Source organism: Gimesia alba (genome assembly GCF_007744675.1).
GTDB classification, from domain to species: Bacteria; Planctomycetota; Planctomycetia; order Planctomycetales; family Planctomycetaceae; genus Gimesia; species Gimesia alba.
The window spans coordinates 1,784,879-1,809,142 of the sequence record NZ_CP036269.1; the positions used below are offsets into that span (position 1 = coordinate 1,784,879).

Annotated in this window: 16 protein-coding genes; 10 read left to right on the forward strand and 6 right to left on the reverse strand. The window is 52.5% G+C overall.

The genetic code is table 11. The features are described 5' to 3' along the window. Nucleotides 1-179: 179 nt before the first annotated feature. Nucleotides 180-1,724 carry an aspartate:alanine exchanger family transporter gene (locus Pan241w_RS06940; protein WP_232107465.1) on the forward strand — a complete coding sequence of 515 codons (1,545 nt, stop codon included), beginning with the start codon at nt 180-182 and terminating at the stop codon, nt 1,722-1,724. A gap of 41 nt (nt 1,725-1,765) precedes the next feature. Continuing rightward, nucleotides 1,766-2,080, forward strand: coding sequence for a hypothetical protein (locus Pan241w_RS06945; RefSeq protein ID WP_145212912.1), 315 nt, complete (start codon nt 1,766-1,768; stop codon nt 2,078-2,080). A 76-nt stretch (nt 2,081-2,156) separates the two neighbouring features. On the opposite strand, the gene Pan241w_RS06950 is transcribed toward Pan241w_RS06945, so the two are convergent. Genes Pan241w_RS06950 through Pan241w_RS06960 form a run of 3 tightly spaced genes read right to left on the reverse strand, consistent with a single transcriptional unit; the run spans nt 2,157 to nt 5,963 of the window. After that, the gene (locus Pan241w_RS06950) at nt 2,157-3,065 is read right to left on the reverse strand and encodes a sialidase family protein (protein ID WP_145212915.1); all 909 of its coding nucleotides are present in this window, start codon (nt 3,063-3,065) and stop codon (nt 2,157-2,159) included. Between the two features lie 34 nt (nt 3,066-3,099). Next, entirely contained in the window at nt 3,100-4,788 is a 1,689-nt protein-coding gene (locus tag Pan241w_RS06955) for a M14 family zinc carboxypeptidase (RefSeq protein WP_145212919.1), read from the reverse strand. A 38-nt stretch (nt 4,789-4,826) separates the two neighbouring features. Beyond that, the gene (locus Pan241w_RS06960) at nt 4,827-5,963 is read right to left on the reverse strand and encodes a GntR family transcriptional regulator (protein ID WP_145212922.1); all 1,137 of its coding nucleotides are present in this window, start codon (nt 5,961-5,963) and stop codon (nt 4,827-4,829) included. A gap of 229 nt (nt 5,964-6,192) precedes the next feature. Here Pan241w_RS06960 and Pan241w_RS06965 point away from each other — a divergent pair, with 229 nt between their 5' ends. From Pan241w_RS06965 to Pan241w_RS06985, 5 genes are all read left to right on the forward strand, one after another. Next, nucleotides 6,193-7,662, forward strand: a complete 1,470-nt coding sequence (locus Pan241w_RS06965) for a glycoside hydrolase family protein (protein ID WP_145212925.1) — start codon at nt 6,193-6,195, stop codon at nt 7,660-7,662. A gap of 127 nt (nt 7,663-7,789) precedes the next feature. Continuing rightward, nucleotides 7,790-8,803, forward strand: coding sequence for a Gfo/Idh/MocA family protein (locus Pan241w_RS06970; RefSeq protein WP_145212928.1), 1,014 nt, complete (start codon nt 7,790-7,792; stop codon nt 8,801-8,803). 29 nt (nt 8,804-8,832) lie between these two features. Beyond that, nucleotides 8,833-9,636, forward strand: a complete 804-nt coding sequence (locus tag Pan241w_RS06975) for an SDR family NAD(P)-dependent oxidoreductase (RefSeq protein WP_145212931.1) — start codon at nt 8,833-8,835, stop codon at nt 9,634-9,636. A 118-nt stretch (nt 9,637-9,754) separates the two neighbouring features. Then, complete coding sequence (locus Pan241w_RS06980; protein WP_198000364.1) at nt 9,755-11,401, forward strand: Na/Pi cotransporter family protein; 1,647 nt, start codon at nt 9,755-9,757, stop codon at nt 11,399-11,401. After that, nucleotides 11,401-11,838 (forward strand): GNAT family N-acetyltransferase, encoded by a 438-nt coding sequence (locus Pan241w_RS06985; RefSeq protein WP_145212936.1) that lies wholly within the window; start codon nt 11,401-11,403, stop codon nt 11,836-11,838. The genes Pan241w_RS06980 and Pan241w_RS06985 overlap by 1 nt, the downstream gene beginning before the upstream one ends. 7 nt (nt 11,839-11,845) lie before the next feature. On the opposite strand, the gene Pan241w_RS06990 is transcribed toward Pan241w_RS06985, so the two are convergent. Then, on the reverse strand, nt 11,846-13,267 hold the full coding sequence (locus tag Pan241w_RS06990) for a DUF1501 domain-containing protein (protein ID WP_145212939.1): 1,422 nt from the start codon (nt 13,265-13,267) through the stop codon (nt 11,846-11,848). A 7-nt stretch (nt 13,268-13,274) separates the two neighbouring features. Beyond that, the gene (locus tag Pan241w_RS06995; RefSeq protein ID WP_145212942.1) at nt 13,275-16,088 is read right to left on the reverse strand and encodes a PSD1 and planctomycete cytochrome C domain-containing protein; all 2,814 of its coding nucleotides are present in this window, start codon (nt 16,086-16,088) and stop codon (nt 13,275-13,277) included. 268 nt (nt 16,089-16,356) lie between these two features. Between Pan241w_RS06995 and Pan241w_RS07000 the strand changes: the two genes are divergently transcribed. From Pan241w_RS07000 to Pan241w_RS07010, 3 genes are all read left to right on the forward strand, one after another. Next, on the forward strand, nt 16,357-17,184 hold the full coding sequence (locus tag Pan241w_RS07000) for a 3-keto-disaccharide hydrolase (protein ID WP_198000365.1): 828 nt from the start codon (nt 16,357-16,359) through the stop codon (nt 17,182-17,184). A gap of 115 nt (nt 17,185-17,299) precedes the next feature. Beyond that, the gene (locus Pan241w_RS07005) at nt 17,300-20,815 is read left to right on the forward strand and encodes a PVC-type heme-binding CxxCH protein (protein ID WP_145212948.1); all 3,516 of its coding nucleotides are present in this window, start codon (nt 17,300-17,302) and stop codon (nt 20,813-20,815) included. Nucleotides 20,816-20,870: 55 nt separating this feature from the next. Then, a complete protein-coding gene (locus tag Pan241w_RS07010) occupies nt 20,871-22,943 on the forward strand; it encodes a CehA/McbA family metallohydrolase (RefSeq protein WP_145212951.1) in 2,073 nt (690 codons plus the stop codon). On the opposite strand, the gene Pan241w_RS07015 is transcribed toward Pan241w_RS07010, so the two are convergent. After that, complete coding sequence (locus Pan241w_RS07015; RefSeq protein ID WP_198000366.1) at nt 22,940-24,028, reverse strand: sialidase family protein; 1,089 nt, start codon at nt 24,026-24,028, stop codon at nt 22,940-22,942. The two genes, Pan241w_RS07010 and Pan241w_RS07015, sit on opposite strands and share 4 nt — an antisense overlap. Nucleotides 24,029-24,264 lie beyond the last annotated feature (236 nt).

The window sequence follows — 24,264 nt, forward strand, 5'->3', positions numbered from 1 at the left end:
GCAGTTCTTTGCAGATAGAGTGCATTACTTAGTTTAGATTCTTGAAAATATCATGCTAAGTTCATCAACTTGCCTGTAGCACTCAAGCGGCTCGTTGATTATCTTACGGTGGTTCCGAAGTGCGTTCTGGAGTTAAGATAAGGTGTAGATCGATCGAAGATATTGTTGCGTTGTTTGCCATGATTGGATTCGGACTGATTTTGGGCAAAATTTCGATTCGGGGCGTTTCTCTCGGATCCTCGGGAGTGGTGTTTGTCGCGTTGTTGGCCGGTCACTGGGGCTACCAGGTGGCGCCCGAAGTAGGGCTGGCAGGTGTCGTACTCTTCATTTATTGCCTGGGAGTGGGCGCGGGCCCCAGCTTTTTGAGGATGTTTGTCAGCCGCGGAAAATCTCTGGCGATGCTGGCGGGCGCGATGATGGTCTCGGCCGGTCTGGCAACCTGGCTTCTGGCACGACTATTTCAGATAAGTCCCGATCTGGCCAGTGGAATACTGGCGGGCTCGTTAACGAGCACTCCCGCTCTGGCAGCTGCGACGGAGAAACTGCCTGCGGGCTCGGATGTCGCCGTCGGTTTTGGGATTGCCTATCCGTTTGGTGTCGTCGGGGTGATCCTGTTCATCCAGTTATTGCCGCGCTTGTATTCGGGTGCGAATTCTGAATCTGAAACCGGATCAGCGGACGGTCCGGGCAAGATTGTGCGTGAACTGGTTGAGGTGAAAAATGAAAGGATTGTCGGGAAGCGCTTACGGGATCTTTCTGTTCTGGCGAGATCGAATTGTCAGGTGTCTCGGATTGTCATTGACGGCCAACCACGGCCGATTCCCGCCGCCTTTCAACTGGCGCTGGGACAACAACTCTTAATCGTGGGACGCGTCGGCCAAATTGAAACCGTGATCGAAGCGATTGGAGAACGTTGCCCGGAAACGCAATTTGTGCTCGATGTGGAACGGCAGCGGCGGCAGATTGTGGTGACTGCAAAAGAACTGGTGGGGCACACGCTCAAAGAGCTCCATTTGCTTTCTCGGTTTGGCGTCACGATTTCACGGATTACCCGACAGGATATCGAATTTGTTCCCGGTCCGGACGAGATGATTCATTTTGGCGATTTACTGCGGGCGGTGGGTGAACCGGAAAACCTTGAAAAATTTGCCGCGTTCGCAGGACATCGGGCACGCACTGCCGACGAAACCGATTTCATTACCCTGGCGGGGGGCTTGATCCTGGGAATGATTCTGGGACGCATCCAGTTTTCATTGGCGGGCGAATCGCTTTCGCTGGGAATGGCCGGCGGTCCGCTCATCGTGGGACTGATTCTAGGACACTTTGGGCAGTTCGGTTCGATTACAGTCAGAATGCCTCGCGCTGGGCGGCTGATGCTGGCTGAACTGGGGCTGACGGTCTTTCTGGCACAGGCAGGCTGTCAGGCGGGAGACAAGTTTGTCTCGGTGGTGCAACAGAACGGCTGGACGTTGTGTCTGGTGGCGGCGATTGTGGTGCTGGTACCTTTATTGACGGGATTTCTCGTGGCTCGATTTTTCTTAAAGCTGGATCTGTTGGAAACCGCTGGGGGAATCTGCGGGGCGATGACCTCGACGCCGGGACTGGGCGCGGTCACGTCTGCCATCGATTCGAGTGTGCCCGCAACCAGCTATGCCACCGTCTATCCAGTAGCGCTGGTGCTGATTACCCTGTTAGCGCCACTGGTCATCATGGCGGTTTCATGAAACAATCGTCTTGTAATTACAGGAAAATCAGCGAGCTTCAAATGTCAAAAGAACGAATGCAAGATTTGCTCGCTCTGTTTCGGGCAAGGGGATGGGATCTTGAAAACTGTGATGAATTGTTTTTGGTCGAAAAGGATGAGGTGATTCGCTGGAATTTATTCAGTGAAAAATCTGACAGTACGATTCTATTGGAGTTTCATCTTTTTGGCGACCTGGGACAAGCTGGAAACGCTCTGAGTGAGATCGTCTATTGTGAGAGCCTGAAAGAAGGGCACAAACTCTTTTTTGAAAAGCAAAACAGTGATTCCTGGCGAGAGAACTCTTTAAGTTTTGTTCTCGCATTATGCCATCGATAGGAGGCAAAACAGGGGTCTGCGAACTAGAATTCACAAACCCCTGTTTCTTGTGCAGGCCTCTGGCGCAATATCAGCGTTATTTATAACTGACTTTCGCAAAGTAAATGGATGTTTTTCCTTCGTGGCTGGAATAGTAACTGACGTTCAACAGGCCATCGTGCAGGACCATGTTGGCGTAGCTGGTGTCGCCGCCACTGGGGAGTTCTAGTAGTTCGGTGAGCTGGAAGAGTTCTGGTCCCCCGATTTTCACGCCGAGATCTTTCCACTGCCAGTCCGTGTAGGGTGGTTTGGAAGTGCCGAGCAGACCAGTGGCGCCTTTTCCATCACGTCTGAGCAGGCAGTAACAGGTTTTGTCCTTGGTGAAGACGAGCGAACTTTCGTTGGTGTAACCTTTGTCGTGGAGTTTATCGACGACAGTTTCATATTGTTTGCCGTCTTTGCTTTTATAGAGTCGAGTGAATCGGGGGCCTTTTTTGCCGGTATGATAACCGATGCTATACACGTTTCCGTCGTTCCATCTCATGCCCCAGAGCCACATGTTGGGATCGCCGATTTTATGTCCTTTGGACCAGTGCGTGCCATCATCGGAAAACCAGGTCATGGACTGGTGGCGCATGGCAGCAGGCTGATGCAGGGCAGCGGCACCACTCAACATGAGCTGCCCCTGGGGAGTGACGGCGATTTTGGCATCGCGCAGATCCGCGGTCTCCGAGGTGATGCGGGCAACCGGTTTCCACGTTTTCCCGTCTTTGGATGAAAGGACCTGCAAGGCACCATCGGCAGAAACGTGTTTTTTGCCGGTTCGGAAAACACAGAACCATTGATCTTTGAAACGCGTGAGTCCGGTAAAAGCGTTGTGGGGATCCTTATCCCAGATCTTTTGAACACTTTCCAGTTTCAGTTCAACCGGTTTCTCTGCTTTCAGGAGCGCGGATGAATTAAGAATCAGTAAGAGTGCTGCCATCAGCGGCGCGGCTTTTTTCATGGTCAGTTCCTTTATGTTGTGAATAGAGTTTGTATTAGTCCGTGTTCTGTTTGATTCGTTCCCTGACTGCCTGCGGCGGTTTCCAGCCGTACGATCTTTGTTCGCGTGGATTGTAGAGGCAGGTGATGATGTAGAGGTCATTGACTTTCGATGTTTCGGGCGGGATATTGACTTGTACGTGAGTGAAGCCGTCTCCGTACCAGGCGAGATAGCCGTCGGTCGCACTTTTTTCCAGCAGGTGACCATTCAGACGAATGTCAACCAGATCAGGATTGCGATACGGGATGCGCATTTGAAACGAGACGCCGTTTTCAAGGGGCGTTTCTGCTTCGGTCGCGGTGTGGCCTTTGCTGACGGCGATTTTGATCTCCGGGCCAGCTTCAATAATCGCTTTGAGCGCGCTCTGATCGACAGCGGGAATCGGTTTGATGTTTTCGAGAAATTCCGAAGTGTCTGCTGACAACAGTGCGGCGCTTTTGGCGGACGTCGCGACGAAGTAAGTCTCTCTGCCGGCGGTTTGCGGGTAGAGGAGTGCTTGCGAAAAATAAGGTTGTTTCTGCCAGAGTTCGACGCGGCTTTGTCGACGGGCTTTGGCTGTGGTTCCCCAGGCACTGACGAAATGGCCAATGTAACCCTGGAGCCGATTGACGGGGTAACCGGGAAAGTATTCCCCCTTCCATTTTTTGTTTCCGATATTCATGAGCGCTTTGAGCCGCGCGACGCCACTTTGTTCCCAGCCAACTTCCAACGCCATGACCATGGTGTGGTAGCGGGCGTATCCATAATGGGCGGTGTAAAAATTGGGGCGTCCCAGCCAGAGTTTTTTGGAGAGCGCCGTCAGTGCCTGTCCCCAGTAGAGTCGTTGGGCGTCTGCTTCAAAGCGATCGTAGCCATAGCCGGCGTTGGTGCCTGCCTCGTTAATGGCTTCGGTAATCCGCCAGTCCCAGGGACGCAGCGAGACGTTTGAGTAAGCTGAGCCTGTCACTTCAAACATGGTCTGGCCGCGATAGCGTTCGCGGGAGCCGAGTTGATCGGGCGCGTATTCCTGGAGCCCGGTGCCATGCACGTCCACGTGCACGTCCGGCTGGAATTGATCCATCACGGAGAGGACCGCCATCACTTCGGGAGATTTTTCAGGGTGTTTGAACTGCAGTGTTTTCAGGTCCCAGTTGTTGGTGCCTCCCCCGGTATAGGGATCGATCTTCTGTGAGTTGCCAAAACGATCGGTTTCAAAATAGGCATAGGGGTTGATGATGGGAATGATTAACAGCAATTGGTTTTTGCGTGTTTCCTTTGCAGCCGGATCATCGCTGGTGAGCCATTCGATAAAGTGCAGGACGGCGGTTGTGCCGCTGCGTTCGGGGCCGCCATGCAGGGCCGTCATCAGGCAGATCTGTTTCGACTTGTCGTCGACTTTCTGATCTGTGATTTTCAGCATCGGAATCGGGATGCCTTCAAGGGTGACGCCGATGCGGTCGACCTGGACCCAGTCGGGATTCGTTTCTTCCCAGTATTTCAGGGTTTCCGTGTACTCTTTGAGTGTCAGCCGATGCAATTTATTCTGCCAGGGTTGAGGCAGGGCGGCCAGTTTTTGTTGGAGCGTGTTCTGTTCTTCTGCGTGTAAAGCGGGGGGAGACACTGCGCAAACGGAGAGAATCAACAGCAAGAGGATACTATGATATTTACTTTGTGTTGTATTTTTCTGCGTGAGTGTGGGCATCATGTTGTTGGTCCTGCATTGTTGTTAAATTCAGGCGGTGATTACTTGCGCTGTTGTTTTGGGGGTGGCGCCAGTGTTTCTCCAATGCTGACATTAATGGGCATCGGAAAGACTTCTGCGGTGTCGATGGGAAGTGTTCCCTGTTTCATCAATGTCAGCAGTTCAGCTGCTTTCTGTCCGATGGCGATTTCGTCGACGGTGATCGAGGAGAGTCGGCTTTGAATCGCGCCGTGGCGGACGGTGCCACCGAATCCGAGCAGGGAGACATCTTCGGGCACGCGCTTGCCCAGCTTTCCCAAGAGGAGATAAATCAGCTCGGCCAGTGAATCGAAGGTGGCAAAGATCGCTGTCGACGGTTCAGGTCGCTGGAACATCGCTTCTAACGTCGCCAGCAGTTCCTGTTCGTAATCGATGGGATGCAGTTGCGCGCTGGGGCCATGAAAAATAAACGGTTCCGGGCAGGGCGATTCATGAGATTCGAGTGCCTCGCGCAAGCCGGCCTCGTACTCAATTGACGCGGTCGCCCGATGGGGAGAGAACATAGCGACCGAACGATGCCCCTGTTTGAGCAGAGTCTGACCAGCCAGTAGACCGACGTCTCGAAAGGGGATCGAGAGCAGTGGTGCCTGAACACCTTCGACCTGTCTGTGACAGAAGACAACCGGGATGCCGTGCTGCTGTAGTTGACGAACTTGATACGCGGGCGTTGCGGGAACGGTAGCCGGGACGAGGGCCACGCCGGACACGTGTTTGTCAATCAGTTGCAGGATCGTATTACCTTGCATGTCGACTTTGTTTTCCGTGCAGCAGACGAGAACCTGATTCTGGGTGAGCGCGGCCGCCTGTTCGAAACTTCGTTGCAAAGAGGGATAATATCCCGTTCGCGTTTCCGGAAGGACAAAGGCAAAGATATCGAGCGGTTTGGAGACCGGCAGTGGTGGGTTGGTGCTGACAAACGAGCCTTTGCCGTGAATGCGTGTGATCCAACCCTGTTCTTCCAGGAGCTGCATCGCGTTACGGACTGTGGTTCTCGCCAGTTGATAAGTATCGCAGAGTTGATGTTCCGAAGGGAGTGCCTCGCCCGGGCGGATTTCTCCCGCAGTCACTTTCTGAATCAATTGATCGACGAGCAGCATGTATTTAGGACGCTGTTTGCCGGATTGTGCGAGTAATGACATTAAGGTCCCCTGTGGAATGGCAGGAGTGTGTGGATTCAAATCGAAAAGAAATCAGATTTCGCTTGAAATCTGATTCAAAGTGCGTTACTTGTATTTAATTATGATACAAGTTGTTTGCATGTTGTCAATCAATTTGTATCGCTGAATCACGTGTTAAAGTCTGATTTAGTGCTGTAGTATCTAAATAATGAATACAAGATGTCTTTCGTCACACTCAGAGGGGATTCAAATGAAACAACTGATGCTGGTGCTACTTGCGTTACTGGGAATTCTCGAAGCGCCCGCGCTGCAGGCGGGGGAAATGAAGCCACTTGAGATTGGCGATCAGCGGGAATTATTCGTCGATGATTATCTGATTGATCAATTGAAGGGAGCCGAACTGCGATTGCATCATCCGGTGGATGAAGGCATCGTTTTGAAGTTCGACAAACCCTGGGAAGGGTTGTTTTGCGGATATTGTACTGTGATCAAAGACGGCGATTTGTACCGCGCCTATTACCGCGGGCGACCAAGTGCCGGAGCGGACGGCGATGTCGGGGAAGTCTATTGCTACGCGGAATCGAAAGATGGCGTGAACTGGACCAAGCCCGAATTTTCGATGTTTGAAAAGGCGGGGTTCAAGAAGAACAATATTATCCTGGCTGATGCAGCACCGATGACACATAACTTCTCACCCTTTCTGGATACGCGGCCCGGTGTTCCCCAGGCAGAACGCTATAAGGCATTGGGTGGCACGATGGGAAGTGGCCTGGTCGCGTTTACGTCACCCGATGGGATTCATTGGAAACAGCATCCTGCCGGCGCGGTCATCCCCAAGAAGATGGTGCCGTTTCCATACATGTTCGATTCACAGAATGTGGCGTTCTGGTCTCCGGTCGAGAAAAAGTACATCAGCTATTTTCGAGTCTTTAAAGATAAGATTCGGCGCATCGCACGGACGGAGAGTGATGATTTCATTCACTGGTCTCCCCCGGTCTTAATGGAATACACATCACGAGGAGAGAAAGCACCGATCGAGCATCTTTATACCAATCAGACGCACCCTTATTTCCGTGCGCCTCACATCTATCTGGCTGTGGCAGCGCGGTTTATGCCGGGGCGTCAGGTGTTGACGGATGCACAAGCGAAGGAAATTGGCGTGCATCCGCGCTATTTCAAAGATACCTCCGATGCGATTCTGATGACGACGCGTGGCGATAATACATACCAACGAACCTTTTTGAGTGGATTTATCACGGGGGGGATTGGCGCACAAAACTGGGTTTCCCGGACGAATTATCCTGCCTTGAATGTGGTGCAAACCGGTCCGGCGGAAATGTCGGTGTATGTGAATCAGGATTATGCTCAGCCGACGGCCCATTTACGCCGCTACTCGATGCGTCTGGATGGTTTTGCATCGGTGCGAGCCGATTATGCCGGGGGGGAATTGATTACGAAACCGCTGATTTTTGACGGTTCTGAATTGTCGATTAACTTTTCCACTTCGGCGGCGGGTGGCATTAAAGTGGAAATTCAAGATGAAAATGGTAAGCCGATTCCCGGGTTTACGCTCGCTGATTCCCGTGAGCAAATTGGCAATGAAGTAAATCGGATTGTGACGTGGAAGGGGGGCAAAGATTTGAAGTCCTTAAGCGGCAAACCGGTTCGTCTGCGCTTTGTCATGAAAGACGCCGACCTGTATTCGTTGCAGTTCAAGTAAGACTGGTCACAGTAGTTTGAAAAAGATTCTCCGGAAAGGGGCGCTGCAGCATAGACGGTTCTTTCCGGAGTTTTTTTAATAGGGACAGCGGCTCATTGATTCCTCATTTCCAGAAGAATAGCGAAGTATGACGGACCAAAGACGATTACTGGTGGTGGGCGTGGGTTCCATTGGCGAGCGGCATTTGCGTTGTTTTCAGGCGACGGATCGCGTGGATGTTTCGATCTGCGAATTGAATGCTGATTTGCGCGAGAAGATCGCCGCCCAATATGGAGTGGAAAGACAGTACGCCGACCTTGATATGGCTTTGGCTGATCCGCATGATTGTGCCGTGATCGCGACGCCCGCGCATTTGCATATTGATGTTTCTACACGTGCGGTGGAAGCAGGTCTGGATCTGTTGATCGAAAAACCGTTGAGCACGAATTTCAAAGGCATCAGCGAACTGCAGAATTTGCTTCAGCAAAAGCAGAAGAAGGCGGCGATTGCTTATGTCTATCGGGCGCACCCGGCGCTGGCGGCGATGAAGGCCGCGCTGGACTCGGGGAAATATGGCAAGCCGGTTGAGTTGGTGGTGGTTTCAGGACAGAACTTTCCCACGTACCGACCCGCTTATCGCGACATTTATTACAAATCCCGCGAGACCGGAGGCGGCGCCGTTCAAGATGCGCTCACCCATTCGATGAATGCCGGCGAATATCTGGTCGGCCCCGTCAATGCGCTGGTGGCTGATTTTTCGCATCAGGTATTGGAAGGTGTGGATGTCGAAGATACCGTGCACGTCATCACCAGGCAGGGGAACGTGATGGGCAGTTTCACACTGAACCAGCATCAGCCGGCGAATGAGTCGAGTATGACGGTGATTTGTGAGCGGGGCATGTTACGGTTTGAATACCAGAAAAGCTGGTTTCGCTGGATTACCGAACCCGATTCGGAGTGGCAAGTCGGGTATCAGGAAACGCTCGAACGGGATACACTTTTCCAAAGGCAGGCGAGTGCGTTTCTGGATTATCTGGACGGTTTCTGTCCGCCACTCTGCTCGCTGGAGGAGGGAGCACAGACACTGGCAGTAAATCTGTCGATTCTGGATTCCGTGGAACAGCGATCCTGGATCGAGCCGGCACATTATATTTCTAACTGAATATAACTGAAAAAGTGACAGACGAATCTATGAAACCGACAGACGAACCAACGGTCCAGCAGCTATTTGATCTTAAAGGCAAAACCGTGCTCATTTCCGGGGCCAGTGGTTATCTGGGGGGCGCGATGGCGCGGGGACTGGCGGAAGCGGGAGCACGGCTGGTGATCAGTAGCCGCGATCGAAGTCGTGCAGAGCAGACGGCCAGCGAACTACCCGATCCGCATCAGGTAAATCATCTCGGCGTCGCACTGGACCATATGCAGGAGGCGTCCATTGACGAAGGATTTGCCAACGCAGTCAAAGCGGCGGGACAGATTGATGTGCTGGTCAACAACGGAAATGATCCGGTGGGTGAGGACTGGCGGAGTGTGACCGCGGACGCGTTTTCCCGGCATCTGCAGAATGCGACCGGGTATTTTCTGCTGGCGCGGAAACTGCGGGATCATGTTGTCGAACGTCAGGCCGCCGGTTGTGTGATTATGATCGGTTCGATGTATGGTGTGGTGGGCTCATACCCTGAGGCGTATGAGGGAATCTGTAATGCCAGCCCGGTCGCGTATCACACGATGAAGGGGGGCCTGATTCATCAGACGCGGCATCTGGCCGTCTATTGGGCGAAAGATAATGTCCGTGTGAACTGTCTGAGCCCCGGGCCGTTTCCTTCCGAGGCAGCGCCAGACGGATTGGCCGCGCGATTGAGTGAACATAGCCCGATGGGTCGGATGGGCAAACCGTCTGAATTGAAAGGGGCCGCGGTGTTTCTGGCCAGCGATGCCAGCAGCTATATCACCGGTCAGAATCTTCTGGTGGATGGTGGCTGGACTGCCTGGTAAGAGGAAGACTCAGAGAAACAGTGTCAATCATCTGACTTTGTGGTAGAATGAAAGCTGTTTGCTGTCAGATGGTTACGCATCTGATTTACTGATGAGTCAATGCACCTGCGGAAGTTTCATGGATTCTGGGATACTCAATTCGATTGGCGGCCTGGGGCTGTTCCTGCTGGGCATGGTCATTCTGACGACGGGCCTGAAAGAGCTGGCCGGCGATACGATTCGACGCATGATCGCGCGGTTTACCACGAGCCTTCCATCGGGAATTGCAACCGGTGCTGTTGTCACGGCAATTCTGCAGTCTTCCAGTGCGACGACGGTTACTGCCGTCGGTTTTGCGGGTGCGGGTTTGCTGACACTGTCGCAATCATTGGGGATCGTTTTCGGCGCGAATCTGGGAACGACGATCACCGGCTGGATCGTCGCGATCTTCGGTTTTCAATTCAAACTCGGTATACTCGCCTATCCCTTGGTCCTGTTCGGGGTCATCTTGAATCTGTTTGCACGGAAGCGAATCGCGGCTGCTGGTCTGGCGTTGGCCGGTTTTGGTGTGATTTTTATTGGCATCGACAGTCTGCAGGGGGGAATGGCGGGTCTGGCCAATGGAATCACGCCACAGAATTTTCCACAGGATACCTGGACGGGGCGACTGATGTTGGTTTTGATCGGTGTGGCAATTACGCTGGTGACGCAGTCTTCCAGTGCCGGCGTGGCGATGGCCTTGACTGCGGTTCATACCGGAACGATTTCACTCGCGCAAGCGGGGGCGATGGTGATTGGCTTTGATGTAGGAACGACGTTTACCGCGTTGCTAGCGGCTTTGGGAGGATCGGTGGCAGCCCGGCGAACCGGTTTTGCGCATGTGTTCTATAATGTGGTGACGGCGATCGGAGCCTATTTTCTTTTGCCCGTTTATATCTGGTTTTGGAATGACTATCTGAACCAGGGGCAGGAGCTCTCACCGGAAATCGCGCTGGTTGCTTTTCATTCACTGTTCAATTTTCTGGGAGTGATGTTAATCATTCCGTTTACCGGGCAGTTCGCCCGCGTGATCACGCGTCTGGTCCCGGAAGCCGTCAATGATCAGACGGAACGACTGGAAGAGTCTTTGATTCAGAATCCCAACGTGGCCATCGAAGCGTCCCGTTCGACGCTGGTGGATGTGTTTCAGCGCGTTTTGGCGGTATACCATCGTTTGTTTACGTCTGAATTGGATACCGATGTAATTCAGGACGAACTGAAACAGTATCAATCGACGCTGGAAACCACGTCTGATTATTTGAGACGGATTAACATTTCAGAATCGGATGCGGAGACATTGCGCTGTTATCAGGAAGTGGTCTTAGCGCTCGATCATATCGAACGTTTGATGAGACGCTATCAGGATCTGGAACGCCTGAAAGCAACCCGCAAAGTTGAACAGCTCGCTGAAATCGCCGATCAACTGACGGCTCTGATCGCACGAACAGAAACCGATTTGCAGGACCGTTCCTTTGTTTTGGATGAACAGCCTTTAGAACACTTCTGGTTGGAGCTGGACAAGAATCAGAAATCAACCCGACGGCAATTTACTGAGGCGGCCGCGAGAACCGGCGCTGATTTCGATGTGTTGCTGGGGCAGTTAGACGCGTATCGCTGGCTGAGCCGGATCAGTTATCATCTCTGGCGCGGCGTCCATCATTTACAAAAGGCCCGGATCATCGTCACTGATATCGGTCAGGAATCGCAGCCTGCCATTTCGAATCATGAACGTGGAAAGAATGATTGATGAAATTTGAACGGATTCCATTTCGATCCGACAGGTATGACCAGGCGTGCCAACTTCGTCATGAATTACTCCGCAGGCCGCTGGGATTGGATTTATTCGCAGAGGATCTGGCAGCGGAATCTGCATATCGACATTATGGCATGATTGAAGAAGACCGGGTTGTGGCCTGTGCGCTGGCGGTACCTGTGACTCCGGAGAAAGCAAAAATCCGTCAAATGGCGGTTGCTGTCGAATATCAAAACCAGGGAACTGGCAGGCAGCTTTTACGAAATATGGAACTCGATCTTAAGCAGCAGGGAGTGAAGTCACTTGAGTTGGAAGCACGATCGACGGCCGTCGGCTTTTATGAAAAACTGGATTATAAAAAAGAAGGGGACGAATTCTTAGCGGTCTCCATTCCGCATGTGAAGATGGTGAAATCACTGGTTCAAGAGTGATGACACATTACCCCAGCAGTTCTTTGATCACGGCGCCGCCGGTTTGACTGAGGACTTTGAAGCGGCCTTCATGGAAATAGGTGAGCTGGTTGTCATCCAGGCCCATGATGTGTTCCAGAGTGACATGCAGGTTTCGGATTGGATTGACGACTTCGACCGCGTGATCGCCGATTTCGTCGGTCGCACCGATGCGATGACCGGCTTTGACGCCGCCTCCAGCCATCCAGAGTGCCATGCCTTTCGCATTATGATCACGGCCCGCAGCCTGTCTGCCGCTGCGGATGCCGTTATCGGGAGAGCGACCAAATTCGCCCGTCCAGACGACCAGCGTTTCATCTAATAAGCCTCGCTCTTTCAAATCTTTCAAGAGGGCGGCGATCGGTTGATCAACGGCCTTCATGCGGGCTTTATGAGAGCGATCCAGAAAGTCGTGTGAATCCCAGCCGGCGGCATAGATTTGAACAAAGCGGACCCCTTCTTCAACCAGTTTCCTCGCCAATAGACAACGTCTGCCAAAGCTATCGGTTTCCGATTGTCCGAGACCGTACATTTCCTGGGTCTGCTGCGTCTCCTTGTCCAGATTGATGATATCGGGGACCTGTGCCTGCATACGGAAGGCCAGTTCGTACGATTCCATGCGGGCAGCGAGCAGATCTTCGTGCGGATGACGTTGCATGTCGGCCTGATTTAGTTTGGCGAGCAGGTCCAGATTTTTGCGTTGTGTCTCACGCGTGACATGGGCGGGGTGATTCAAATCGAGAATCGGCGATCCTTTGGAACGCAGGGCGGTTCCCTGAAAATAAGCGGGCAAAAAACCGTTCGACCAGTTGGCAGAACCTCCCTGAGGATAGGCGACTTCAGGAAGTACAATGAACGCGGGCAGATTCTGATTTTCGGTACCCAGGCCGTAGGTCATCCAGGAGCCGATCGCCGGATCGCCGCCGAAGCGATTACCGGTATTCATGTGGTAGCAGGCAGTGGGGTGGTTGATTGATTCTGCCTGCAGTCCGTGATACACGCAGAGATCATCGGCGACTTCTGAGAGATGCGAAAAGTGTTCGCAAAGTGAAATCCCCGATTCGCCTGCCTGTCGATGCTTGAACGGGCTTTTGATGTAATACCGTTTGCCGCTGGCCATCGCGGAGACCTGTTTGTCTTCGCGAACGAACTCTTTGAGGTGCAGTTTTTCCAGAGCCGGCTTGGGGTCGAACGTATCAATATGGCTCGGTCCCCCTTCCATGAACAGAAAAATGCAAGCTTTGGCACGGGGCTTGAAATGCGGATCGCGGGGGGCCAACGGTTTTTCTAAAACCGGATTGGGCGATTTCGGTGCCGGTTTTTCTTCCGCCTGGAGTAGTGCGTTCAGCGCCACGGTGCCGAGGCTGGCACTCATGCCGTACAGAAAATCGCGTCGTTGTAATCGGTGCATGGGATTCTTATCGCAAATAAATAAATTCGTTGGAATTCATCAGAACAAGACAGAGTTCCGCCAGGGCGCGGGTTTCGGCATCGACGTCCCAGGGTTTTAAATCCTGAACGTAGTTGTCTGTCAGATCCAGTTTTTCGGTCCAGGCAAATGACTCGCCCGTTAATTCTTCGATCATTTCCCGTTTGACTTCACGGGGCAGTGGGACTTTTTGTGGCGGATGCGCCAGGTGATAGTTCTGCATATCTTTGACGTGCTTGAGCGTGACGGTTAACTCGGCCGGTTCCGGAGTTCGCAGCACGATCGCCTGGAAGATTCGTCGGATGGCTTCCGGATTTGATTTTGTTTCCTGCTTTATCTTATGCGCCAAAGCAATCGCGCGGTCGTGGGTGAATTGTCCGTTGAACAGAGCAAACGCTTGTGGAGTGACCGTCGTTTCATCGCGGCGTTCACAGGATGACTCGCTTCCCGGTCGATTGAAAACTTCGAGCATCGGGTCGGAGAGCGTGCGATAACGGAACGCGTAGAGAGTACGCCGATTGCGTTGCTCGGGGCGCGGCATTGGCTGATAAGCGGGGGCGACCGAACCCATAATGTGCCGGGGTTGCAGAGCGACTTCCCAGTTGATTTCGGGAAAGACGCCGGGGCCTCCCATTTCCGGATTGAGTTCGTTTGTGATAAAGAGCAGGGAATCGCGGATTTGCTCGGCGGTCATGCGGCGGGTCGGGAAGTGCGACAGACATTGATTGCTCGGATCTTTTGCCTGGGCCTGTTCCGAGTCGACGGGATGACTGCTCTGCTGATAGGTATTGGACGTCATGATCAGATGGTGCAGCTTTTTGATTGACCATCCATGATCCATAAACCAGGTCGCGAGCCAGTCCAGCAGTTCGGGGTGCGATGGCTTGGCTCCTTTTTGACCGAAGTTATTCGGCGTGGCGACCAGTCCGGTGCCGAAATGCATCTGCCAGATGCGATTCACGATCACGCGTGCGGTCAGCGTATTATTCGAACTGGCGATCCAGCGGGCCAGTGCCAGACGGCGGCCTTCCCGGGAGTGGGGAATTGTATTCCAGGCATTGGGTTCTTTGACATTATTCGAACCTGCGACGGCACTCAGCACGCCCGGCGTGACTTTTTCTGTGGGTGCGGTGATGGCACCGCCGGCGAGGATGAAGGTCTGTTCAATTTCTCCCTGTCGTTTCTTTGGACCCGGGATAAGATTGACGGCTTTTGTCGAGCGATAATTATTGGAGGGGCCGTTATACACACTGAAGGCGTACGGTTCGTAGCGTTTGAGTTCCCGCTCGAAATAGTCGATGCGTTTGTTATTGATTTTGAGTTTGCTTTTTTCCAGTTCGGTTAAGCCAAACCAGCGCAGTGGCGGCCGTTTGTCGGCGGCGACTTCTTTCAGGTTTTTAAAGCCTTCTTTTTTGAGCCAGGCTTGGATGGCGGCGTTGGTTTTCTGTTTGAATTTCTCTTGTTCGGCGCGGGTTTCTGCGATTAATTTTTCCGTGCGGACCTTCATTTCCGCGAAGCCGGAAATATTTTCATACGACTGATAGGGGACTTTGCGGTCAGCAAACTGGACCGGAGCGAAGACGGCTTGAATGCGGTAGTAATCGCGGGTGGGGACGGGATCGAATTTGTGATCGTGGCATTTCGCACAACGAAAACTGTGTGCCAGGAAGCTGACGCCGACACTCTGGGTGATGTCGTCCAGAAAGAGCTGACGAGTGACGGCGGCGACGCTCATGCCCGTATGTTCCCAGGGGCCGCTGCGCAGAAAGCCGGTGGCGAATAGCATTTCCGGATCTTCCGGGGCCAGTTCATCGCCCGCCAGTTGTTCGATGATGAAGCGATCGTATGGTTTATCGGCGTTGAAACTGCGGACGAGGTAATCGCGGTAGCGCCAGGCGTTGGGGCGTTCGTAATCGTTCGCGAAACCGCTGGTGTCGGCGTAGCGCACGACGTCGATCCACATTTGCGCCATCTGCTCACCGTATTGCGGCGTTTGCAGCAGGCGTTTGATGAATGATGACCAGGCCGTATTCTCGTCCGAGGATGTGAATTCTTTGACCTGCTTAGCCGTTGGCGGAAGTCCGGTTAGATCGTAGGTCGCCCGACGCAGCAGAGTTTTGCGGTCGGCCGGTTTTGACGAGACGAGTTGTTTCTGCTGGAGCTTTTGTTGAATGAAGGCGTCGATCGGATGCCGCTCGCCGGGTTGCTTGGTCGCAAGTGCATTCCAGGGAACCGCCGGGCGCTGGATGGGTTGATAGGCCCAGATATCTTCGGGCTGATAGGTGCGGCCCGTCCAGGTCGGGCTCTGGCCGCCTGAAGTGGACATCACGATTTCGGTGTTAGCAGCGGCTGGAGAATCTTGAGGAATCTGTTTCCGATCGGACCAGACGGCGCCGTCGGTGATCCACTGCTTCAAGTCGGCAATTTCGGCGGCGTTCAATCGGTTGCGTTCCTGGGGCGGCATCTGAATGTTTTCGTCTTTCCAGGTGACGGCATTCCAGAACGCGCTCTGTTCGGGTTTCCCTACGATGATGGCAGGCTCTCCCGATTCGCCCCCTTTGATCAGGGCTTCACGGTTCAGCATGATGTATTCGCCTTTGATGTCGTCTGGCGTTTTACCGTGACAGCCGAGGCATTTTTGTTCGAGCAGCGGGCGAATTTTCTGGAGGAAGAATTGCTCCTGTGGAGTGATTTTGGCTTCTTCAGCGGAGAACAGTCCGGAACCGGATTGAATCGCGATGATCAAGCCGCAGCAGATCAGGAGAGAGAGCTTTCGAACCAGTTGGGAAGAACGAGCGCGCATGAATGAAATCTTTCGAAGTCAAGTGAGACGAGTGGAATAGACTGATTCCCGGTCATCCTCTTAAGTTAATCGGCGAGGGGGCGGAAATCAATTTCATTCGCCACTAATTCGTTTGATGACACAAAGATACACTGAATTCTATAAACAAAGTTGCGTATTTGGGTGGGAAGGCGATTCCTGATCCGGTAGGATGAAATGCAATGAAAATCACAGTATGCACCGGGTGCACGCTGATTTAAGAAACTGTTTTTTTGAGAAAAGGGTAGCCATGAGAATGGGGGCTAAGAAATTATTACTGAGTCTGTGCGTGCTCGCTGTATTACCAGTATTGAATCAGGCCGATGTCTTTGGACAAAAGAAACAACTGAAGCGTGCCGGTGCGATTTCTGATGGGGCGATTGTCAAAAAATCACCAGAGGACATTTTGCATCCAGGTTATACATCCCTGTTTAACGGTAAAGATTTTTCCGGCTGGGTTGTTCCCGAAGGGGATAACGGGCACTGGAAAGTCGTCGATGGTGTGATCGACTATGATGCACAGAGCGAAGCCAAAGGGGATAAAAATCTCTGGACGGAAAAAGAGTATGGCGATTTTATCCTGAGTCTGGAATGGCGGATCAAAGAGACCACCGGTTTGTACAACGTGCCGATCGTATTGGCCGATGGTTCGGAACTAAAAGATGCGAATGGAAAAGTCATTACCGTGGAATTGCCTAACGCCGATTCCGGTATTTATCTGCGGGGTACACCGAAGGCCCAGGTCAATATCTGGTGCTGGCCTCTTGGTTCCGGCGAAGTTTACTCGTATCGCCGCAATCAAAGTGTCTCTCCTGAAGTCCGTGCCGGTGTGACGCCGAAAGTGAACGCTGACAAACCTGTGGGCGAGTGGAATAAATTTATCATCATCATGGTGAAAGATCGTTTAACGGTCATTCTGAACAACAAGATGGTACTCGAAAATGCGCAACTGCCTGACGTGCCTGAGAAGGGACCGATCGCATTTCAGCATCATGGCGGTAAGAGGAAAGATGGAACCTTCAGCCCAGCCAGCAGTTTAATGCAGTTTCGTAATGTTTATATCAAAGAACTTGAATAGGTTCTGATTGATTCCTCCTGGTTGATCCTTTACGATTGAACCCGTCTGTTGTTTCATAAAAAAATGAACACAGCAGGCGGGTTTTTTCCATTTCTTATCCTTAGGTGAATCAACAATGAAACCAACATCCGGTGCGCTCTACCTGTTGTTCCTGGCGATGGGCTTTTGTCTGTTTACGAATGGCTCGCTTTATGCACAAAAAAAAGATCCATTTCGGGAATTCATTCGCCCTACCGAACCGCTTTCACCAGAAGATGCTTTGAAGGCATTCACGTTGCCTGATGGTTTTGAAATTCAACTGGTGGCTGCGGAACCCACAATTCAAAAACCGTTGAACATGGCGTTTGACATTAAAGGCCGCCTCTGGATTACCGATTCCAGCGAATACCCTTATCCCGTTAAGCCGGGAACCAAGGGAAAGGATACGATCAAGATTCTTGAAGATACCACCGGCGATGGACGGGCCGACAAAATTACCACGTTTGCGGAAGGCCTGAATATTCCGATCGGCCTGTATCCGTACAAAAACGGTGTGATCGCTTTCAGCATTCCTGATATATCGTTTTACGAAGATACGGATGGCGATGACAAAGCAGACAAGGTAACGAAGCTGTTTGGCCCGATGGGTTTCGAGCGTGATACACACGGGATGAACAATTCGTTTCGGCGCGGATTCGATGGCTGGCTCTATGCGAATCATGGATTTAATAATCAGACCAGTGTGAGTGGCAGCGATGGTCACAAGATCGAAATGCATTCCGGGAACACGTATCGGATGCGGCTCGATGGCTCGCGGATCGAACATTTCACACACGGACAGGTCAACCCATTCGGTTCAACCTTCGATGAAAAAGGGAATCTGTTTACTGCGGACTGTCACTCCAAACCCATTTATCAGATCTTGCGCGGCGGTTACTATCCGAGTTTCGGCAAGCCTGACGACGGCCTGGGATTTGTCAAACCGATGATGGACCACCTGCATGGTTCGACGGCGATTGCTGGCGTGGAAGTGATTTCCGGCGAACAGTTCCCGGATGAATATCAGGGCAATTTCTTTAGCGGCAACGTGATGACCTGTCGCATCAATCGCAATTCGCCCGTGTATCATGGCTCGACGATTGTTGCCAAAGAAGAGCCCGATTTTCTTTCGACGACCGATCCCTGGTTTCGGCCCGTCGATGTGCGGCTCGGTCCGGACGGCGCACTGTATGTGGCTGACTTCTACAACAAAATTATTGGACACTATGAAGTTCCCCTCGATCATCCGGGACGTGACCGTCATAGCGGCCGCATCTGGCGAATTGTGCGGAAAGACAAAGATCATAAGCACACCGATTATTCGAAACTGAAAATCCCTCAATTAATTGAGTTACTGGGGTCTGCGAATTTGACGACGCGGATGCTGGTGACCGATTATCTCTCGGATCAAAAAGGGGAAGCAGCGATTGCTCCGTTGCAGCACGCCGTTGTCGAAGCGAAACAGCCTTCAATCGTTGTGCATGCGTTGTGGATCTTGTTCAGAATGGGGGCGTTGTCGGATGATTTGATTTCGCAAGCTGTTTCAAGTCCCTCCGAACTGGTACGGATTCATGCGGCAAAAATTCTTGCCGAACAGGCTTCGTGGAACGAGCAGAACCGCTTGCAGATGGTACGCGCACTGGAAGATGAAAATGCCTTCGTACAACGGGCGGCCGCCGAAGCGCTGGGCTTGCATCCCCAGTTGGCCAATATTCAACCGTTATTTGCATTACGGCAGAAGGTACCTGCGGAAGACCATCATCTGGAGTATGTCGTGCGGCGGGCGTTGATGTTGCAGATTCGTGATTCGCAGGTCTTCAAGCAGTTGGACTGGTCCACATTAAGTTCTTCGCAACGACGCGAATTGGCGCAGCTTTCGCTGGCAGTCCCTACGGAACAGGCGGCCCTGTATTTGATTCAGTATCTGAAATCAGACCAGGTCGATCAGGGGGAATTGCCCGGCTACTTCCGTCACATTGTTCGTTACTTACCAGCGGAAAAAGTGCCTGAGTTAATTCTACTAGCGCGGACCAAACTGGCGAGCAACATCGATCTGCAGGTCGAAATCATTAAAGCCGTTCTGCAGGGATATCGACAGAAGGGACTATCGATCGATGATTCCCTGTCTGACTGGGCGGTCGTACTGACAGGAGAATTATTCAAAGCGATTGACAAGCAGCCTCTGCAGTGGGTGAATTATTCATTAAATGAGAATACCAATGTCAATCCCTGGGCGGTGCAGCAACGTGCGTCTGCGGATGGAGACAAGGCGTCTCCTTTTTTCTGCAGCTTACCCGCGGGAGAACGGTCGACTGGCCGTCTGGTGTCGCAGACGTTTACGATTCCGGCCCAACTGGAATTTTTTATCGCAGGACATGTCGGTTTTCCCAAACAACCAAACAATGGTCTCAATTATGTACAATTGAAGCGATCCACGGATCAGAGTGTGATCAAGCAAGTCACTGCGCCACGCAACGACCTGGCGCAGAAAATCAGCTGGGACCTAAAGGATGTTGCGGGAGAGCAAGGTTATCTGGAGATTGTCGACAGTGATACCGGCAGAGCTTATGCCTGGATGGCTGTCGGGCGTTTTCAACCGGCTGTCGTCGAAGTGCCCCGCATCGGTTTGCAGCAACAGGCCCAACGCATTTCGGCTGCTGCAGAGTTGGCACGCGATTTTCGCATTGGCGCAGCCCGGGAGCCACTGGCGGTGTTATTGTCTGCGGAACGACTTGATCCGAGGGCCCGCAATCATCTGGCACTGGCTTTGATGATGCTGGATGGGACCGATGCATTTCTGCCGCTGTTTCCGCTGCCAACCAGCCGAGAAGCCGTCAGCGGGCAGTTTCAGTCGGCCGTGATCGATGCGGTGATCAAGCAGGACACCGATCAGGTCGATGCATTGCTGAAGCAGGCCTTTAAAACCTATCCGTCTCGCCTGCAGACACAACTGGCGGAGACGCTATCCAGGCAACCGCAGGGAGCCGAACAACTGGTGGCGTATGCAGAGCAGGGTATTGTCTCACCTCAATTGCTGACCGAGCCGGGGATTCAGAATCAGTTGCAGCAGGCGACCGATCCGAAATTCAAAAAACGTCTGCAAAAATTAATCAGTGCGTTGCCGCCTCGTGAGAAAAAGACACAGGAGAATATTGCCACGCATTTGAAATCGCATCCCTCCTTTAAAATCTCGCTTGAAAATGGAAAGACGGTGTTTGAAAAGAACTGTGCCGTCTGTCATCAACTGGCAGGCAAGGGGGCTGTGGTCGGTCCTCAGTTAGACGGGATTGGGAATCGCGGGCTCGAACGGTTGCTGGAAGATGTGCTCGATCCGAACCGGTCAGTGGATATTAACTTCCGCACAACCACGATTCTGACGGATGAAGGACGCCTCTTTTCCGGACTGAAACGCCGGGAAGAGGGGGCCGTGCTGGTGTTCGTCGACAATAAAGGCAAGGAATTTACGATTTCCAAGGATGAGATCGACGAACAGAAACAGTCGCCGCTGTCGTTGATGCCGGCCAATCTCCTGGAAATTCTCTCGCCGCAACAATTGCATGACCTGCTGGCGTATCTGCTGCAAAGTACCAAAAAAACAACTGCAGGTCATTAACGGCTTGAGTTTGTGAAACTGATTCATACTACTGTTGGGAAAGTTGCTCTGTGTTATGAAGCTGAAATTATTTCTTACGGCGTTGATCTCTCTGGCGATGGCCGGAACTGTGATAGCAGAAGAGTCTGTGATTGTCACTTCAAAGTTGATTCACCTGCGCAATTCGGGCGATCGTGAGTGGGCTACATTTCCGGAAACGGGCCAGAAGAAAGAGCTGTCTGTTCCGTTTGAGGCGAAAGTGAATCAAGGGGAAGGCACGCTTTTATTACGACAGCAGGATGTGAAACAGACCTGGAATGTCGAACTGAACGGCACTGTTCTTGGCAAACTGGTTCCCGATGCCAACGATCAACAGCTGTTGCTGAAGGTTCCACCCAAAACATTAAAGACAGGAAAGAATCAACTGCGCATCTATCAGGCGGGGAAGCAGACTCCAGATGATATTCGTGTGGGGGAGATCGTTTATTTTGCTGAGCCAAAGCGAGATGTTTTGTCGGAGGCGGAAATTTCGATTGAAGTCGTGGATGGGAAATCCAATCAGCCCCTTCCCTGTCGAATTACAATTGTGAATTCCGACGGGACACTGGTGGCGACGTCGGCAGAGTCGAATGAGCGGCAGGCGGTGCGGACTGGTGTGATCTATCTCAGTGAGGGGAAAACCCGGTTCCGCTTGCCAGCGGGTGAATATCTCATCGTGGCCGGGCGGGGTTTTGAATATGGCATTGATCAACAGAAACTGACTGTGAAGGCAGGCGAAGAGAAGAAGGTTCAGCTCAAGATCAACCGCGAAGTGGACACCACGGGGTATGTGAGTTGTGACACGCACATTCACACGCTGACCCATTCGGGGCACGGCGACTGTTCGATGGCCGAGCGAATGATTACGCTGGCGGGTGAGCAGATTGAGTTTCCGATCGCCACCGATCACAACAAGCAGATCGACTATGAACCGTTATCGCGAAAATTAAAGGTGCGACGTTACTTTACGCCCGTCATTGGAAACGAAGTCACCACAAAGTGGGGCCACTTTAATGTGTTTCCTGTTCAGGCGGAAGGGCCGATTCCCGATTATAAGCTCTCGTCGTGGAACGAAATCTTCGACAGTATCTATGAGACGCCCAACGTCAAAGTGGCGATATTGAATCATGCGCGTGACATTCACTCCAAGTATCGCCCCTTTGACCGCAAGAATCATCTGAGTCAAACCGGCGAGAATCTGGATGGTTGGCGCTTGCGGGCAAACGCGATGGAAATCATCAATTCGGGCGCGACCCAAACCGATTTCATGCAGCTGTATCACGACTGGTTTGGCGCGCTGAACCGGGGTTTGTTCTTGACGCCGGTGGGCTGCAGCGATTCGCATGATGTGACCCGTTATATTGTGGGGCAGGCGCGGACATATATTCAAACAGAAGACAAAGATCCGTCGAAGATTGATGTCAGTCAGACCATTCAAAACTTTGTGGACGGCAAGGTACTGCTCTCTTACGGACTGTTCACACAGATCAAGGTTAACGGCCAATATGGGCCGGGGGAACTGGTGCCTGCCTCCGACGATCTCGAAGTCAGTCTTACCGTTTCGGGACCGTCGTGGGTGACGGCGGATCAGATCAGCCTGTATGCGAACGGGGAACTGATTCGTAGCGAAAAGATCGAGTCCAAAGACCAGGGGGGCGTGAAATGGCAGGGGACCTGGAAGCTCAAGCAGTTTCCTCACGATTGTCATCTGGTGGCGATTGCGACAGGGCCCGGCGTGTCTGCCCCTTATTGGCCGCTTGCGAAACCATATCAACCGGACTCTCCGGAATATCAATCACATGTGGTTGGATCGACGGGCGCGGTCTGGATTGATGCAGACCGCGATGGTAAAAAAACACCCGCGTATGCGTATGCAGAACGACTGGTGAATGAGCACAAAGGGGATCTCAATGCGCTGCTGAAAAGTCTGGCGGACTATGATCTGGCGGTTTCGCTGCAGGCGGCTAGTCTGCTTAGGGCAAGTGGAAAGTCACCCTTCGATCCTGAACTGACAAAATTACTGCAAAACGCCGCAAAGCAGGTTCAGATTGGATTTGCGCTCTATGGGGAAGCGTGGCGTTCCAGCCAGATTGCCCGTACGAACAATTAGTCTTTTAAGCTTGGCTGAAACGCGGCAAGAGGGGTGCGCACAAAAAAGACGCCGGGTCCACCATCCTGTTTGGGATCGAGGTCGAAGAACAGTGTACCCAGTGTCTGCGCGTCAATTTGCACCGTGCGTGGCCAACCGCGACCTTTGACCGGACGCCCCGGGTTAAAGATGATGACGGAATTCGTTTTGTCCCAGGTCTTCCCCTGATCATGCGAGAGTGTCAGTTCGAACGCCCATTCATCATCGCGACCCACACCGTACAGGATGGATGTTAGCACGAGAGTTCCGTTTTTCAGCACCGTCAAATCATAACCGGCAACGCCGAAGTAGGGCAGATTGTTCAAGGCCTGCCAGCTTTTTCCCTGATCGGTCGAGCGCAGGCCATACACCATCTGTCCCGGCTTGCCGACGGGAACAGGGGAACTGGCTTGTGGCGCGCCGCTGATGAATATTCCGTCAGCAGTCTGCACGAGCGGCACCATGCCATGATTACGACCATCGCCAAACGGGTAGACGGAATTGGTTTTGCGATGATAAATCACCGTACGATCGTAAAAGGGGCAGACCCAGCGATCGGCATCGAGTTCGAGAATCGGATGCCGCAGGCAGGTGTAGTTTGTCAGGTCAACCAGGGGGATTTCTGTTACGGGAGACCAGGTGATGCCATGATCTTTCGAAGTGCAAAACTGCGGCACGCGCCAGCGGCGATCGCCTTCCACGCGATAACAGGACCAGTGTAAAACAATTTCGCCATTCTTGAGAGTCGTGAGTGAACCGGGATAGATTGAGCAGTCTTTAATCGTGGGAATCGGTTTACTCGTCGACCAGTGCAAGCCGCCATCGGTGGAGCGGGAGATCAATAATTCTTTGCCGCCGCCCCCGTTTTCATTATAAACCGCCAGCAGATCGCCGTTTGCGGCGCGGCAGAGGGCCGGGTGGATGTGCCCGCCGATGACAGTGCTGACACGAATGGGAGCTGAAGGTGTTTTTTGCGTCGTCTGCTTTTCAGCATGGGCAGAGGAGAGGCATGCGGACATGCAGCCGATGTAAAATAGAATCAGGCAGAAGAGAGAGCGGCGATGCATGATGGAAGCAGACCTCGTCAACAGAGGAACAATTTTCAAAAGAAAACAGGTGTGCCCTACGATCCTGTTTACCTTGTCGCGTGTCAGACTTCAACAGAGATGTACAATTAGTGTAAAGTTAGTCTGGATTGCGGCTTTCGCGGCTCAATGCTTTGACAGCCTATCGGGTCTCCAGTAAGCTATCAGCCTTTCACCTCATGAACATTCCGAGGCAGGCATTCATTTCAATCCGCTTC